This window comes from Nocardia sp. NPDC005746, from assembly GCF_040630785.1.
Classification (GTDB): domain Bacteria; phylum Actinomycetota; class Actinomycetes; order Mycobacteriales; family Mycobacteriaceae; genus Nocardia.
In genome coordinates, this window is record NZ_JBEXYE010000007.1 from 34,551 (window position 1) to 49,660 (window position 15,110).

At 68.6% G+C, this 15,110-nt stretch carries 14 protein-coding genes; 5 read left to right on the top strand and 9 right to left on the bottom strand.

Annotated elements, in window-relative coordinates:
* Positions 1-58: 58 nt before the first annotated feature.
* The gene (locus ABZ412_RS15190) at positions 59-1,243 is read left to right on the top strand and encodes a helix-turn-helix transcriptional regulator (protein ID WP_357280977.1); all 1,185 of its coding nucleotides are present in this window, start codon (positions 59-61) and stop codon (positions 1,241-1,243) included.
* The gene (locus ABZ412_RS15195) at positions 1,240-1,452 is read left to right on the top strand and encodes a DUF397 domain-containing protein (RefSeq protein ID WP_357280979.1); all 213 of its coding nucleotides are present in this window, start codon (positions 1,240-1,242) and stop codon (positions 1,450-1,452) included. The genes ABZ412_RS15190 and ABZ412_RS15195 overlap by 4 nt, the downstream gene beginning before the upstream one ends.
* Positions 1,453-1,491: 39 nt before the next feature.
* Here the strand turns inward: ABZ412_RS15195 and ABZ412_RS15200 are convergent, their stop codons facing one another.
* The 4 genes from ABZ412_RS15200 to ABZ412_RS15215 all read right to left on the bottom strand — a co-directional run bounded on the left by ABZ412_RS15200 (position 1,492) and on the right by ABZ412_RS15215 (position 7,377).
* A complete protein-coding gene (locus ABZ412_RS15200) occupies positions 1,492-2,793 on the bottom strand; it encodes a lysine 2,3-aminomutase (RefSeq protein ID WP_357280982.1) in 1,302 nt (433 codons plus the stop codon).
* A gap of 50 nt (positions 2,794-2,843) precedes the next feature.
* Positions 2,844-3,944: a DUF5919 domain-containing protein gene (locus ABZ412_RS15205; RefSeq protein ID WP_357280984.1), complete on the bottom strand. Its 1,101-nt coding sequence runs from the start codon at positions 3,942-3,944 to the stop codon at positions 2,844-2,846.
* A 57-nt stretch (positions 3,945-4,001) separates the two neighbouring features.
* The gene (locus tag ABZ412_RS15210; RefSeq protein WP_357280987.1) at positions 4,002-6,599 is read right to left on the bottom strand and encodes a DNA translocase FtsK; all 2,598 of its coding nucleotides are present in this window, start codon (positions 6,597-6,599) and stop codon (positions 4,002-4,004) included.
* Between the two features lie 160 nt (positions 6,600-6,759).
* Positions 6,760-7,377 (bottom strand): TIGR03085 family metal-binding protein, encoded by a 618-nt coding sequence (locus ABZ412_RS15215; protein ID WP_357280989.1) that lies wholly within the window; start codon positions 7,375-7,377, stop codon positions 6,760-6,762.
* Positions 7,378-7,622: 245 nt separating this feature from the next.
* Between ABZ412_RS15215 and ABZ412_RS15220 the strand changes: the two genes are divergently transcribed.
* Together ABZ412_RS15220 and ABZ412_RS15225 are read left to right on the top strand one after the other, a co-directional pair.
* On the top strand, positions 7,623-8,012 hold the full coding sequence (locus tag ABZ412_RS15220; RefSeq protein ID WP_357280991.1) for a DUF4189 domain-containing protein: 390 nt from the start codon (positions 7,623-7,625) through the stop codon (positions 8,010-8,012).
* A 19-nt stretch (positions 8,013-8,031) separates the two neighbouring features.
* Entirely contained in the window at positions 8,032-8,592 is a 561-nt protein-coding gene (locus ABZ412_RS15225; RefSeq protein ID WP_357097261.1) for a hypothetical protein, read from the top strand.
* A gap of 257 nt (positions 8,593-8,849) precedes the next feature.
* Here ABZ412_RS15225 and ABZ412_RS15230 read toward each other — a convergent pair whose 3' ends face one another.
* The gene (locus tag ABZ412_RS15230; RefSeq protein ID WP_357280994.1) at positions 8,850-10,940 is read right to left on the bottom strand and encodes a ribonuclease J; all 2,091 of its coding nucleotides are present in this window, start codon (positions 10,938-10,940) and stop codon (positions 8,850-8,852) included.
* Positions 10,937-11,845: a 4-hydroxy-tetrahydrodipicolinate synthase gene (dapA, locus tag ABZ412_RS15235; protein WP_357280997.1), complete on the bottom strand. Its 909-nt coding sequence runs from the start codon at positions 11,843-11,845 to the stop codon at positions 10,937-10,939. Before dapA ends, ABZ412_RS15230 begins: the two co-directional genes overlap by 4 nt.
* A gap of 146 nt (positions 11,846-11,991) precedes the next feature.
* On the opposite strand from dapA, the gene ABZ412_RS15240 reads away from it, so the two are divergent.
* Positions 11,992-12,435: a toxin-antitoxin system HicB family antitoxin gene (locus ABZ412_RS15240; protein WP_357280999.1), complete on the top strand. Its 444-nt coding sequence runs from the start codon at positions 11,992-11,994 to the stop codon at positions 12,433-12,435.
* A gap of 5 nt (positions 12,436-12,440) precedes the next feature.
* On the opposite strand, the gene ABZ412_RS15245 is transcribed toward ABZ412_RS15240, so the two are convergent.
* The 3 genes from ABZ412_RS15245 to wrbA are packed head-to-tail and all read right to left on the bottom strand — an operon-like array spanning position 12,441 to position 15,100.
* The gene (locus tag ABZ412_RS15245; protein WP_357281001.1) at positions 12,441-13,076 is read right to left on the bottom strand and encodes a DUF3558 domain-containing protein; all 636 of its coding nucleotides are present in this window, start codon (positions 13,074-13,076) and stop codon (positions 12,441-12,443) included.
* Positions 13,077-14,480 carry an MFS transporter gene (locus ABZ412_RS15250; protein WP_357281003.1) on the bottom strand — a complete coding sequence of 468 codons (1,404 nt, stop codon included), beginning with the start codon at positions 14,478-14,480 and terminating at the stop codon, positions 13,077-13,079.
* Positions 14,477-15,100 (bottom strand): NAD(P)H:quinone oxidoreductase, encoded by a 624-nt coding sequence (gene wrbA, locus ABZ412_RS15255; RefSeq protein WP_357281006.1) that lies wholly within the window; start codon positions 15,098-15,100, stop codon positions 14,477-14,479. The genes ABZ412_RS15250 and wrbA overlap by 4 nt, the downstream gene beginning before the upstream one ends.
* Between the last annotated feature and the right edge of the window lie 10 nt (positions 15,101-15,110).

Sequence of the window (15,110 nt, forward strand, 5' to 3'; positions counted from 1 at the left end):
CTCCTTCGAGATGACTGCGGGCGCTTTCCACGCGCGGACACGGAGGGTCGCAGGTGGCGTGGATTGCCAGAATCCCTTCGGCGCGTTGGCGGGTGATCGGCCAGATGCGGGAGTCTTCGCAGTCGTCTCGGACCCAAGCATCGGTGGTGCGCAGGCGGGTGGCCATCTGACGTCCTCTCGGCTGATCGTCGTGGTCCACCCAGTTCACGCGCGTTCCTGCGCCTTGAAAACTGAAAACTGGAAAACCAGATCGAGTTTCCTGTTTCCCCAGCGCCGTTCCCGGAGTCGGTGGGACGATTTTCCCGATCCTGAAAACGAGGCCCGTGAACTCTGGGAACTGCGACGGCATCAGAACGGGAAACCCATGGCCGAGAACACGAGTACCCTCACGCGCCGCCAGCTGGGGCGGTACCTGCGCGAAGCGCGGGAGGCGGCGAAGCTGACGCTGAGTCAGGCGGCGAAGGTGATGGAGTGGGGCACCAGCACGCTGCAGCGGATCGAAGTCGGGGAGACGGCCAAGATCCGGATACATGATCTGGACAAGCTGATCAGTCTGTACGAAGTCGATGACCAGTGGGCGGTCACGCTACGGGCCATGGCGCAGCAGGCGGCGGTCAAGAGCTGGTACCACGAGTTCGGTTCGGTTATCCCCGAAGACTTTCGGCTGTACGTCGACATGGAGTACAACGCCCGGATCCTGACGTCGTTCCAGCCGGACCTGGTACCGGGCCTGCTCCAGACCCGCCCCTACGCACGGGTCCTGACCAGTGACGCCTACCCGGAGGACGACGAAGGCAAGCTCGCGGGCAGACTCGAACTGAAGGCCCGACGGCAGCGCGCGATCACCCGCGAGGTCAACCCGATTCAGTTCAACGTCATCCTCGGCGAAACTGTGTTGCGCCGAGTCATCGGAGGGCCGAAAGTTATGGCCAACCAGCTCGAGCACCTCGCCACGGCCAGCACGCGGCCGAATGTTTCGCTGCGAGTCCTCCCGTTCTCGGCCGGAATGCCAACTGGGCGCCAGACCGGTCCGTTCGTGATCCTCGAGGCGAGGCTCGACAACCGGGGCGATCCGGCCGAGCCGCCGACGGTGTACGGAGAGGGGTTCTCGACCGACATGTACACGGAGAAGTCCGACATCGTCGACAGCTACGCATCCGCGTTCAAGACTCTCCAGCGAGTAGCGCTGGACGAAACGAGCAGCAGGCGACTGGTGCGCGAGGCAGCAAAGGAGTTTCAGTGAACGACGAACTACGCGAGGCACTCTGGTTCAAGAGCAGCAAGAGCGGCGGCGGCAAGGAGTGCGTCGAAGCCGCGTTCCTGGCTGGGGGCCGGATCGGGGTGCGCGATTCCAAGAATCCCGGCGGGCCGGCACATGTTTTCACCGCTGGGCAGTGGGATGCGTTTATCGGGGCGGTGGCGGCAGGGAGGTTCGACCCGCCCCACGCTTGATCGCCCAGACCGGCGAGATGGCCTCCAACCCAACGTGATTCAAGGCTGATCGTAGGGGAACCTGGGCGCGAATGCCGGGGTGAGGTCGTCGAGCCAGCGAGCCGTGTCGCTGTGGTTCGCGAAGAAGGGGGCGCCTACCAGCGACTCGTCGCGGGCTTGGAGCAACCTCAGCGCGAAGACTCGGCGGTCGGCGATCGTGGTGACGCCGTCGATGACGACCTTGCCGGGGGTCGCCGACATGACCGGGCCGCGGACGGTGCGGGCCAGGCCGGGGACCGCGCGGTAGGCGTCGGCGAAGATCGCGGTCGCGGCGGCCAGGGGCACCGCGAAGTGGTCGCGCGGGCCGGTGTCGCGTTCCACGAACATGTAGTACGGGACCATGCCGAGTCGGACCTCGTTGCGCCACAGGGCGATCCAGGCATCAGCGCTGTCGTTGACGGTGCGCACGATCGGGGATTGGCAGCGGATCATCGCGCCGGTGGCCTGTAATCGCCGGATCGCGTGGCGCACCACGTCGGTCTCCAGTTCCCGGGAGTGCGATACGTGGGCCATGATCGCCAGGTGGCGTCCGGACTCGGTGATCCGGGTCAGCAACTTCAGCAGTTGACCGGCGTCGGGATCGCTGACGAAGCGGTGCGGCCAGAAAGCGAGTGCCTTGGTACCGATCCGGATCGACGTGATTTGTTCCAGACGCGGGTCCAGCAGCGGCTCCAGGTGCCGGGCCAGGACGTCCGCGCTCATGATCATCGGATCACCGCCGGTGACCAGGACATCGCTGACCTCGGGATGGCGGTCGAGGTAGCGGATCAGCACATCGGGACCCGCGGCGGCCATGCGCAGCTCCGGCTCGCCGACGAACTGCGCCCAACGGAAGCAGTACGCGCAGTAGGCGTGACAGGTTTGACCGTTGCGCGGGAAGTACAGCACCGTGTTGCGGTATTTGTGCTGTAACCCGTCGAACGACTCCCCCTCGGCCGCGGGGCGATTGAGGGTGCGCTGGCCCTCCGGATGCGGGTTCATCGCCTTGCGGATGCGGGTGGCGGTGTGGCGGATGTCGGCGGCGGAGGCGTCGTGTGCGAGCAGGGTCGAGATCTCGGCCCGGTCGTCGTCGGCGAGCATCCGCGGATGCGGCATGGTCAGCCGGAAGATCGGGTCGTCGGGCGCACGCGTCCAGTCGATGAGTTCGTCCAGGACATAACGATTCGTCCGGAACGGCAGCACCGCGGCCACCGCCGCCAGTTCCCGCGCCTGCGCGGCATCGAGCCCGGCGCGGGCGGCGATACTCGGCAACTCCCGAGCGCCGATCGCGCGAAACCCATACCCCCTGGTGCCCAGCGACATCCGATGCCTCCAGCACGGCCCGACGGATGTCGAGCGACCGAGCACCGATCCTAGTGATCCGCGGCGGCCTCGGCCCCGGGAGGTTGCCCGGGCGATGCCACCGGGCGCAGACACAGGAAGTCGCCATCGGACGAGTCGCGGAAGATCCGTCCCGCCACCGCGGTGAGCCGATCGATCAGCCCGGTGTCGACGACCAGGAACAGTTCGTAGTCGCTGCCGTCGTCGAGCCGCGCCCGAATCGGATCGGTCCCGACCCGGCCCAGGAAGCGATCCGTGCGAGCACCCTGCAGATAGCGAATATCGTCCACCACAATCGATTTCACCAAGGACCTGCGCCGGTCACCGGTTCCGTCGGACAGTGTCACGTCGATCAGGTGTTCCAGCGGAACCGACCGGCCCCACACGGCGTGGAATCGGTCGTTGACGAACTTGCCGAGCGGGGAATGCACCGACACCTCGAGCTGGCGCGAATCACCGGAGAGGCCGTCGATCGTATAGAACGAGACGAGGCACCTGTCGTCGGCGCGATACATGGTCACGTCGGGACCCGACGAGTAGAGCCGGACCTGGAAGTCCGCCCCGGGACCGTGGCCCGGGTGCGCGCGCTCCAGCTCGCCGATATCCCGTTGCAGGGCGCGCAGGGAAATCAGATTGAGCGCCAGCTGCCGCTGCAGGTCCTCGGCCGCACCGAGTTCCCGGTCGCGTTGCTCGGCCGCGAGGGTCGACGGGTTGATCAGCAGCACCCGCACGGACACGCCGCGGGCCAACGCATCCCGGGTGATCTGCCCGAACCGGTCCGAATGCGGCTCGACCAGCATGTTCGAGAAGGTGTCGACGATCCGGATCGCGTTCATACTGCGGTGGGCGCGGTCCAGGAAGCGCCGGTAGTCGAGTTCGCGATGCTCACGCACCCGGGATTCGCCGACCCGCTGGATGATCGGGGTCAGCAGGAAGATGGTGAACACGGCGCCGATCAAGTCGGCCGCGGTGTTCAACTCGAAATTGCGCCAGTAGTCCGGCATTCCGCGGGCCAGCACCGCCAGCAGCAGGACGGTCGCGACACCGACGCCCAATCCGGCGATCCAGCGCGGTTCCGGTCTGCGCCACAGCCGCTTCCAGCTCCGGACCCATGAAACTCCCCCGCGTGCCACAAGATTCAGATTAGGGGCACCACGGAGGAGCTTCAATACGGAGCGGACCGCTCAAACCTACTCGGGCTCAGCGCCATCCGCGCCGGGTTCGGCGCCGCCGCCTCGGATGGACCAGAGCAGGCCGTCGAGTTCGTCGGGCTTGATGAGAACGTCGCGGGCCTTGGAGCCTTCCGACGGGCCGACCACTCCCCTGGTTTCCATCAGGTCCATGAGGCGGCCCGCCTTGGCGAAGCCGACACGGAGTTTGCGTTGGAGCATGGAGGTGGAGCCGAACTGGGAGGTGACCACCAGTTCGATGGCTTGCAGCAGGAGGTCGAGGTCGTCGCCGATATCGGGGTCGACGTCCTTCTTCTCGCCGGCCTTGGCGGCGGTGACACCCTCCTGGTAGTCGGGCTCGGCCTGGGTCTTGGCGAAGTCGACGACGCCGGCGATCTCCTCGTCGGAGATGAAAGCGCCCTGGAGACGGGTCGGTTTGCTCGCGCCCATGGGGAGGAACAGGCCGTCACCCATACCGATCAGCTTCTCCGCGCCGGGCTGATCGAGGATGACTCGCGAGTCGGTCAGCGAGGACGTGGCGAAGGCCAGGCGGGAGGGGACGTTCGTCTTGATCAGACCCGTCACCACGTCCACCGACGGGCGCTGGGTGGCCAGCACCAGGTGAATGCCCGCGGCGCGGGCCTTCTGGGTGATGCGGACGATGGCGTCCTCGACGTCACGGGGGGCGGTCATCATGAGGTCGGCGAGCTCGTCGACGATGGCCAGGATGTACGGGTAAGGGCGATACACCCTTTCGCTGCCCAGCGGAGTGGTGATCTGACCCGACTTCACCTTGCGGTTGAAGTCGTCGACGTGGCGGACCTTGCTGGCCTGCATGTCCTGATAGCGCTGCTCCATCTCCTCCACCAGCCAGGCCAGCGCGGCGGCAGCCTTCTTCGGCTGGGTGATGATGGGGGTGATCAGGTGCGGAATGCCCTCGTAGGGCGTCAGTTCCACCATCTTCGGGTCGATGAGGATCATGCGCACCTCCTCGGGGGTGGCGCGGCACAGCAGCGAGACCAGCATCGAGTTGACGAAACTGGACTTACCGGAACCGGTGGAACCGGCCACCAGCAAGTGCGGCATCTTGGCCAGATTCGCGGTGACGAACTCGCCTTCGATGTTCTTGCCCAGGCCGATCACCAGCGGATGGTGGTCGTTGCGGGTGCTGGAAGCCTTCAATACGTCAGCCAGGCGGACCAATTCGCGGTCGGCGTTGGGGACCTCGATACCGACAGCCGACTTGCCCGGGATCGGAGCCAGCAGACGCACGTTCTCGGTGGCCACCGCATAGGCCAGGTTGCGGGCCAGCGCGGTGATCTTCTCGACCTTCACGCCCGGGCCCAGCTCCACCTCGTAACGGGTGACCGTCGGGCCGCGCACGAAACCGGTGACCGCCGCGTCGATCTTGAACTGGACCAGCACCTCGGTGATGGCCTCGATCATGGATTCGTTTGCCGCGCTGCGCTTCTTCGGCGGATCGCCGTCGGTCAGCAGGGACAGCGACGGCAGTGTGTAATCGCCGTCCACCTCGCGGTCGGTCACGAACTCCAGTTGCTCCGGCGGCGGCGGAGTCTGATCGACCACCGCGGGAACGGGCTTGGGGGGCTTGGCCTTCGCCGGGGCGGGCCGCGGCTTCTCCTCCGGCTGGACGATCTCCTTCGCGTCCTGCAACGGGGGCTCGCCGATGATCTCGGTGATGGCGTCCGACCCGCCGAACTCGTCGGCCGGATAGTTCTCCGACGGGGTGCGGCCGCGACGCTTGCGCACCTCGGGAGCGTGCAGCGGGAAACCGTCCGCGTCGTAGTTGGACGGATCGTAGGGGTCATCGGAGTAGCGGTCGTATTCGTCGCCGCCGGCGCCGGTGCCGAAGATCTCCCGCAGGCGTTCGGGCACATCCCGGACCTGGGTGCCGGTCAACAGCAGCAGGCCGAAACCGATGGCCAGCATGAGCAGCGGCACCGCCAGGAACGCGGACAGACCCTCCGAGAGCGGACCGCCGACCACATAACCGACGAAACCGGCGGCATGCGCGCGACCGTGCGCGTCCGACGGGGAACCCGCGGCCAGATGCCACAAACCCAGGATCGGCAGACCCGCCATCAGCCCGCCCAGCACCAGCCGCGGCCGGATCTCCGGCTGCGGCTCGGTGCGCATCAGAATCACCGCGATCGCCACCAGCACGAACGGCAATGCCGCCGAAGCCGATCCGGACACCGCCCGCACCGCGGTATCGACCCAGTGCCCGACCGGGCCGCCCGCCGACAGCCACACCGCCGCCACGATCAGGAAGGCGAAAGCCACCAGGCCCAGCGCGATCCCGTCACGCCGGTGGCCGTGCTCGATCTCCCCCGCCCGGCTGACCGCCCGCGTCGTCGCGCCCAGGCCCCGCGCCATCATGGTCCAGCCGCTGGTCACACCACGCCGGACCACCGCCAGCGGGGCCGTATTGGACTGCGCGCGCCGGGGTGCGGGACGCCGGGCCGGAGCCTTGCGTGCCGCCGTGCCGCGGCCCTTGGCCGGGGTGCGTTGGGTGCGCGCGCGGGACTGCGCGGGAGTCTGCCCCCGCGTGGCCCCCGCTCGCGTACGTGACGTTCCGGTGCGGGCCTTACCTGCCATGCGTCCCAGGCTAGCCGCAACAGCACCACCCGGACCATCCGCAACACCCGGCCCACCCGAATCAGAAACTGTGGCGATCACAACGAAAAACCGCCGTCGACGCCGCGATCAGGCGGGAAACGACCGGGTCAGCGGGGTGCCAACCACCCCTCGGGGCAGATCAGACGCTGCGATCGAGCGCGTGCACCAACTCGACATCCTCCGGCGCGCCGGTCGCCTCCAGACGGACCGCGTTGCGCCCGAAAGCGTGCAGCAGCAGCTCCGAGGGCGGACCGGCCAGCACGACCGTGCGATCCCCGGCCTGCCGCGCCACCGTGCGACGGCCGTCCGGCGTGGCCAGCGCGATGGTGATCGGCGACTTGCGATAGGCCATGCGGGCCAGGCCCGTCAGCACCTTCCACAGCCGGTCCTCGTCGGCCGCGGACAGGGTGCGGGGCTCCCAGCCGGGCGCGCCGCGGCGGACGTCCTCGTGGTGGACGAACATCTCGGTGGTGTTCATCAACGCGTCGACCGGGCGCAGGTAGAACGGCGGGCCGGAGCGCACCTCGTCGAGCAGCTGCGTGAACGGGCGCTGCGTGACCTTGCGCTGCACGCTGTCCAGATACGGGGCGAACGGCTTGAGCAGGATGCCGGGAGCGGCGTCCGGACGACGCTCACGAACGACCAAGTGCGCGGCCAGATCCCGGGCCGTCCACTCCCCGCACAGGGTCGGCGCGTCGGGACCGGCTTCGGCCATCGCCTGAACCAGGGCCTGGCGCTCACGTTGGGCCATATTCATAAGGGGGACCCTAGTCCGGGTTGTCCGGGTTCGCACCGGGGCGTTAAGGAAACCACACGGTCTCCCATAAGCGCCGCCGCTGATCATGATCTGGCACCGGATGTGACAACACAGCCGGAGGCGGCCCGCAACGCGCTGCCGCCGCACAAACCACAGATGCCGGTTGGCGTCAACACTTCCGGATCGGTAACTTGATCCCTCGGTCCATAGGGTCGTGGACCCGAAAGCACAAGAAGGGCAACACCTTGAAGAAGATCGTCAGCGGCGCAGCCGTGATGGTCGCGGCCGTCGGTTCCCTGCTCGCTGGGACCGCCGCTCCGGCCAACGCCTACCAGGACTACAACTACGGCGCCATCGCGCTGTCGGTGTCGACCGGTCGTATCGGCTACTCCTACGACTATTCAGACAGCCCCGCGGCGCAGAACGCCGCCATGAGCTCGTGCACCTACGACGACTGCAAGATCGTCGCGCGCTTCTCGAACGGCTGCGGCGCGGTCGCCTACTCCTCGCGCGACGGCTACTACACCTTCGGCGCCGCGTCCTCGCGGATCGCCGCCAAGAACCAGGCGCTCAACCGGAACTCCGCCGGCGCCACCATCATTCACTGGAACTGCACCACCGGTTACCAGCTCTGAAATCACGGGGAGAATTTCGTTGAAGCACACCGTTTTCCGCGCGACCGCCGCGCTGATGCTGGCCACCTCGGCCTTCGGCCTGGTGGCCTGCAGCAAGTCCGATGACACCACCAAGGCCGCCGCCACCACCTCGGCCGCCCCCGCCGGCAAGTTCGACGGCAGCACCGACGGCGGCGACGCCAAGGTCACCGGCGCGGCTCCGGCCCCCACCACCGTGGCCGACCTGCCCAAGCCCTCGGTCGCGGACCTGAACGACAAGGTCACCAAGGCGTTCGACCCCTCGATCGACTCCAAGACCAAGACCGACTGGATCGAGAACGCCGGGCTGGACCCGCAGCTCGCCCAGAAGCTGGTCGACGCCGCCAAGGCCAACAACGTCAAGATCAAGATCACCAACGTGGGCGACCCGGCCGAGGGCAAGCTCAAGGCCGACGCCGACGTCACCATCGACGGCAAGCCGGTCCAGAACGCGACCGTCTCCTTCGTCGCCGACGGCACCGACTGGAAGATCGACCACAACTACGCCTGCAGCATCGTCAAGGCCGCCAAGCTCGACTCGGCCGCCTGCCAGGATAAGTAGAAACTCTTGTGGTTCCCGCCCCAGGCGGGGTACTGCCTCCGGCAGGGGTAATCGCCTGCGGCGGGATTGCCGCCTGCGGCAGGCAAGTTCGCCTGCGGCGGGCCTCCGCCGGCGGCAGGCCTCACGCCAGCGGCGGACCTCACGCCAGCGGCGCGGCTGGTCGCCGTTCCGGGCGGATCGTTCGGCGGCAGAATGCAATCGCCCCGACAGCTTCTTGCTGTCGGGGCGATTTCTGTTGCGCTGCTGGACCTTTGGGGTCAGACGCCGATGACCGTGGGGACGATCATGGGGCGGCGGCGGTACTTCTCGGCGACCCAGCGGCCGACGACGCGGCGGACGGACTGGGCGATGCGGTGGGTGTCGGTGACGCCCTCGACGGCCAGGCGGTGCAGTTCGTTCTCGACGAGTTCCTGGGCGCCGGAGAGGGCCTCGGGGTCGTCGGAGAAGCCGCGGCCGCTGACCTCGGGGGTGCTGACGGCCTTGCCGGTGGCGGAGTCGACGGCGACATTGATGGAGATGAAGCCGCCCTCACCCAGGACCAGGCGGTCCGAGAGGGTGGACTCGCCGACGTCGCCGACCGAGAGGCCGTCGACGTAGACCTGGCCGACGGGGACCCGGCCGGAGATCGTGGCGATGCCGTCGACCAGGTCGACCACGACGCCGTTCTCGGCCAGGATGACCCGCTCCTCGGGGACGCCGGTCGCCACCGCGAGGGCGCCGTTGGCGCGCAGGTGCCGCCACTCGCCGTGCACGGGCATGGCGTTGGTCGGACGGACCGCGTTGTACAGGTACAGCAGCTCGCCCGCCGAAGCGTGGCCGGAGACATGGACTTTCGCGTTCTGCTGGGTGACGACCGTCGCGCCCAGGCGGGCCAGGCCGTTCACCACCGCGAAGACCGCGTTCTCGTTGCCGGGGATCAGCGAGGAGGCCAGCACCACCAGATCGTCGGCGCGGATATTGATCTGACGGTGGTCGCCGCGCGCCATGCGCGACAGCGCCGACAACGGCTCACCCTGCGAACCGGTCGAGATCAGCACCAGCTTGTGCACCGGCAGGTTGGCGGCCTGATCCAGATCCACCACCAGGTTGTCCGGGATCTCCAGGTAGCCCAGGTCCTGGGCGATCTGCATATTGCGGACCATGGACCGGCCCACGAAGCAGACCCGGCGGTCGTAGCGCTGCGCCACGTCCACCACCTGCTGGATGCGGTGTACGTGAGAGGCGAAGGAGGCCACGATGACCCGGCCCTTGGCCTTACCGATCACATTGTCGAGCACCGGGCCGATCTCGCGCTCGGGCGTCACGAAGCCCGGCACCTCGGCATTGGTGGAGTCGACCAGGAACAGGTCCACGCCCTCGTCGCCCAGGCGGGAGAAACCGGCCAGGTCGGTGAGACGGCCGTCGAGCGGCAGCTGATCCAGCTTGATGTCGCCGGTGTGCAGCGCGATGCCCGCGGGCGTGCGGATCGCCACCGCGATCGCGTCGGGGATCGAGTGATTGACCGCGAAGTACTCGCACTCGAACGCGCCATGCTGGGTGCGCTCGCCCTCGGTGACCTCGGTCAGGTTGGGCTGCAAGCGATGCTCGCGGCACTTGGCCGCCACCAGCGCGAGGGTGAACTTGGCGCCGATCACCGGGATGTCGCGGCGCAGGCGCAGCAGGAACGGCACCGCGCCGATGTGGTCCTCGTGACCGTGGGTCAGGATCACCGCGGCGATGTCGTCCATGCGGTCCTCGATGGGACCGAAGTCGGGCAGGATCAGGTCGACGCCGGGCTGCTGGTCCTCGGGGAACAACACACCGCAGTCGACGATCAGCAGCTTGCCGTCGTACTCGAAAACGGTCATGTTGCGGCCGATCTCACCGATACCGCCGAGCGCGAACACCCGCAGGCCGCCCTTTGGCGCCTTCGGCGGGGTGCCCATGGCGTGCGGATCGCGCGGGGCCGGAGCCTGATCGCGGCCGCCCTGCCGGGAACGGCCACCGCCGCGGCGGTTGCGGTCGCCACGGTTGCGGGAATCGTCCTGGCGCGAACGGGATTCGTCCTGACGGGAACGGGGGGCCTCGTCGGCCGGTCTGGACTGGGCCTTGCCGCGGTCCGAGGAGCGGCCGCGAACCGCGCGCTCGCGGGCGGGCTCGGCTTCCGCGCGGGCCGGGGCGGCCTGCGCCGGTTCCGGCTGCGCGGCAGCCGAACTCACGGTTTCGGGCGCGGCAGCGGGCTTCTCGGCGGCAGCGGGCTTCTCGGTGGCAGCGGGCTTCTCGGCGGCAGGGGGCTGCGCGGGAGCGGGAGCCGGGGCGCCGGCGGCGCGACTGGCACTGCGACGGGGGCGGCGAGCGGGGCTGGTCACGCAATCACCCCCGCGGCACGCAGGTCCACGGCGAGCTCGTCGAGCTGGTCGCCGTTCGGCATGAGTTGTGGCAAGCGTGGTTCTCCGGTCTCGACTCCGAGCAGGCGCAGCGCGCCCTTCGTCATGGCGACACCGCCCAGGCGCGCCATGGCGCGGTTCAGCGGGGCCATGCTGACATTGATCTCACGCGCCCGGGCGACGTCCCCGGCCTGGTAGGCGTCGATCAGGGCGCGCAGGCGGTCCGGCACGAGATGGCCGATGACACTGATGAATCCGGTCGCGCCGATCGAGAGCCACGGCAGGTTGAGCACGTCGTCACCGGAGTAGAACGCCAGCCCGGTCTCGGCGATCAGTTCCGCGCCCGCGCCCAGATCGCCCTTGGCGTCCTTGACGGCGACGATGTTCGGGTGCTCGGCGAGACGGCGAATGGTGTCGGTCGCGATGGGGACCACCGAGCGCGGCGGAATGTCGTAGAGGGTGACCGGCAGGTCGGTCGAGTCCGCGACGGCGGAGAAGTGCGCGAACAGCCCGTCCTGGCTGGGGCGCGAGTAGTACGGGGTGACGACCAGCAAACCATGGGCGCCCGCACGCTGGGCGTTGCGGGCGAGCTCGATGCTGTGTGCGGTGTCGTAGGTGCCGGCGCCCGCGATGACGGTGGCGCGATCACCGACGGCGTCCACGACGGCACGCAGCAGGTCGAACTTCTCGGACTCGGTGGTGGTGGGCGACTCGCCGGTGGTTCCGGAGATCGCGAGCAGATCGACGCCGCCGTCGATCAGACGGGCGGCCAGCGCGACACCGGCATCGACGTCGAGCTTGCCTTCGGCGGTAAAGGGGGTCACCATCGCGACACCTACTGTGCCGGACGCGCGCAGCTCGGTTCGCGTCGATTCACCGTTCGTCATAGTCAGAAGGCTACAGCGTCGCTGGAACGGGTTTTGCATCGTTATACCCGAACCGCGCCCGGCAGGTTGGCGATTCGACTCGAGCGCCCGTTTCTGGCGTCAGAAGTTTCCTTGAATGACACCACCCATGACGTCACACTGGTGTCATGGATCTGAACAAGTACACCGCCCAACTCCGCGAGAACCTCATCGCCGCCGCGGCCCTCGGCGACGAGAAAACCCAGGCCACCGCCGCCGCCCTGGCCGCCGCCACCGAGAACTCCGCCCGCCTCATCCTGCTGTCCGCCCTCTCCGAGCTGGCCGCCGAGGTGAGCGCCACCCTCCCCGACCGGACCGTCCACGTCTCCGTCGACGGTACCGACGCCCACGTCGACGTGCGCAAGACCGCAGCCACCGACGAGCACCCCACCTTCGAGGAGGTCACCGGCGACATCAGCCGCGTCACCCTCCGCCTGGTCGAACAGCTCAAGTCCCGCGCCGAGGAAGCCGCCGCCCAGAGCGGCGTGTCCCTCAACTCCTGGCTGTCCTCCACCGTCCAGTCCGCCCTCCGCGATCAGATGAGGAAGGGCGGCCGCTGGGACGAGTCCTGATCCCGTCAGGGCAACTGGCCCGCCAGCGCCGCACCGAACGTGCGCGCGTCGGCGCACGAGTCGAAGCCGTCCTGCTGCACCCGCAGCGTCTTGGCGACGAAGGCGACGCTGCCGTCACCGGTGAAGGTGGTGACATAACAGCCCAGGTGATGGGTGTCCTGGGCCGCGCGGTACGCGACCGCCTGCCTGCCGCCCAGCGTCACCGGGGTGAACTGCACGTACTTGCCACCGGCCTGGAGATCCGCCAGCGTGTCGGGGCTCGACACGATGGTCAGCTCCACCGTTCTCGCGTTGTTCTGCCACCGGCAGCTCCGTGAATCGGGCACACCGGGGTTGTCGAGCTTCGTCTTGGAAGCGGTGTTCAGGCCCGCGGCCGAGATCGCGGCATCCGACAGGCCGCACGGATTCCAGAGGGCGGGTGGGGTCGACTCCGGGAGCGGGGTCGGAGCCTTCGAGGCGGTTTCGACATCGGGGCCGGCCGGGGCCGTGAGGCTCGGGGTCGCGGCGCCGACGGTCGCGTTCGCCGTGGTGACGGTGACGCTCGGCGATGGCCGGTCGACCACCGTCGCGTCATCGCAGCCCGCGAGCAGCAGGGCCGAGCATGAGACCAGGACTCCGATGACGGAGGTTCTCGCGGACATTCAGGAAACCCTTTCCGATTCGGATGCTTTCATGAGCGCGGTGGCGATCACCGCGATCGCCACCGCGATTCCGGCTGCCACGACGAAGACCCGGCCGTAGGCCGCCGCCGAGCCCGCGATCGTCGCGAATACCGCCAAGCCGATCGCCCCGCCGACCTGATTGGCAGTGCCCGCCAAGCCGCCGACGATCCCCGCATCACCGTCCGGCGCGTCCGAAGTGGCCACGGCCATGAGAGTCGGGAACGTCAGGCCGATGCCGACGGCGATGAGCAGCGTCGGGCCGAGGACGCCGAGGAGATAGCCGCTGCCGGCACCGGCGCGGGTCAGCCAGGCGAATCCGACCAGGAGGCAGGCGCTTCCGGCCAGGATCTGCGGGCGGGCGCCGGTTCGCGGGAGCAGGGTGGCGGACACTCGCGCGAACACCAGGAACGTCACCGCGGCGGGAGCCTGTCCGAGCCCGGTGCGTAATGCGCTGTAGCCCCACACGTTCTGAAGCAACAGCGAGGTGAAGTACCACATGGCGATGCCGATCGCGCCGAACAACAGCAGCAGGGTGTTGCCGACGGCGACCGGCCGAATCCGGAACAACCGCAGCGGCACCAGTGGCCGGGCGGCGAAACGCGCTTCCACCGTGAGGAAGACAATCAGCAACAGGACGCCCAGGGCGACCGGACCGGCGACCATACCCGACAGCCAGCCGTGATCGGTGCTGCCCATGACACCGAAGATGACGGCCGCGAGCCCGGCGGTCCCGGTGACCGCGCCGAGGAGGTCCAAAGATTCTCGGTGGCCACGGCGTCCATCGGTCAACGACAGCAGGGCCAGTCCGGTCAAGGCCACACCGATCGGCACGTTGATGAGGAAGACCCACCGCCACGACAGCCCGGTGGTGATGGCCCCGCCCGCCAGCGCACCGGCCATTCCGCCGATCCCGCCCGCCGCCGACCACGCCCCGAATGCCCGTGCACGCGTGCGGGTCTCGGTGAATTCGGTGTTGATCACCGCCAGCGTCGCGGGCGCCAGCAGCGCCGCCCCGATCCCCTGCGCGAACCGGGCCGCCACCAGCAGCTCCGCCGCGGTGGAGACGCCGCCGATCAGACTCGCCGCGGAGAACACCGTCAGCCCGATGATCAGCATCCGCCGCTGACCGAACAGGTCCGCGGCGCGACCGCCGAGCAGCATGAACCCGGCGAAGGCGAGCAGATAGCCGTTGACCACCCAGGCCACGCCTGTGGCGCTGAATCCGAGATCCCGCTGCACGGAGGGCAGCGCGACATTCACGATGGACGAGTCCAGGATGACCATGAACTGGCAGGCGCAGACCAGCGCCAGGATCAACCGCGCGCGCCCGGAATGCGTTCCATCCCTTGATGTGTCGGCACTGGTGTCGGCGAAGGCGTTCATTCCCGACCCACCAGGACGCCGGTGTGCAGCCGCGCCGCGATCCGGGCCAATCGCGTCCCCTGGTAGGCGGCGGCCTCCAGCGCGGCCTCGTCGGGCCCGTTACCGTCCGGTCCGGTGACATACGAAGTGCCGTAGGGATTTCCGCCCGCCGCGGAGACCGCCGGATCGGTGAATCCGGGCGGCACGATGAGCGCACCCCAGTGGTAGAACACGTTGGCCAGGGACAGAATCGTCGCCTCGCTGCCGCCGTGCCGGTTGAAGGCCGAGGTGAAGGCCGTGATCGGTTTGTCGGCCAGCGCGCCCTCGCGCCACAGGCCGCCGGTCTGGTCGATGAACTGTTTGAGCTGTGCGGCCGGTGCGCCGAACCGCGTCGGCGTCCCGAACGCGAGCGCGTCCGCCCACGCCAGGTCCTCGAGCGAGGCCTCGGGGACCGATCGCGTCGCATCGGCGTGCTTGCGCCACAGCGGGTTCTGATCGATCGCCGCGGCGGGTGCGAGTTCGGCGACGCGGCGCAGGCGCACCTCGGCTCCGTTCGCTTCGGCTCCCGCCGCGACGGCCTGCGCGAGGGCGTGGACGGTTCCTGTCGCGCTGTAGTAGATGACGGCGACCTTCACGAGCATGGCGACTCCA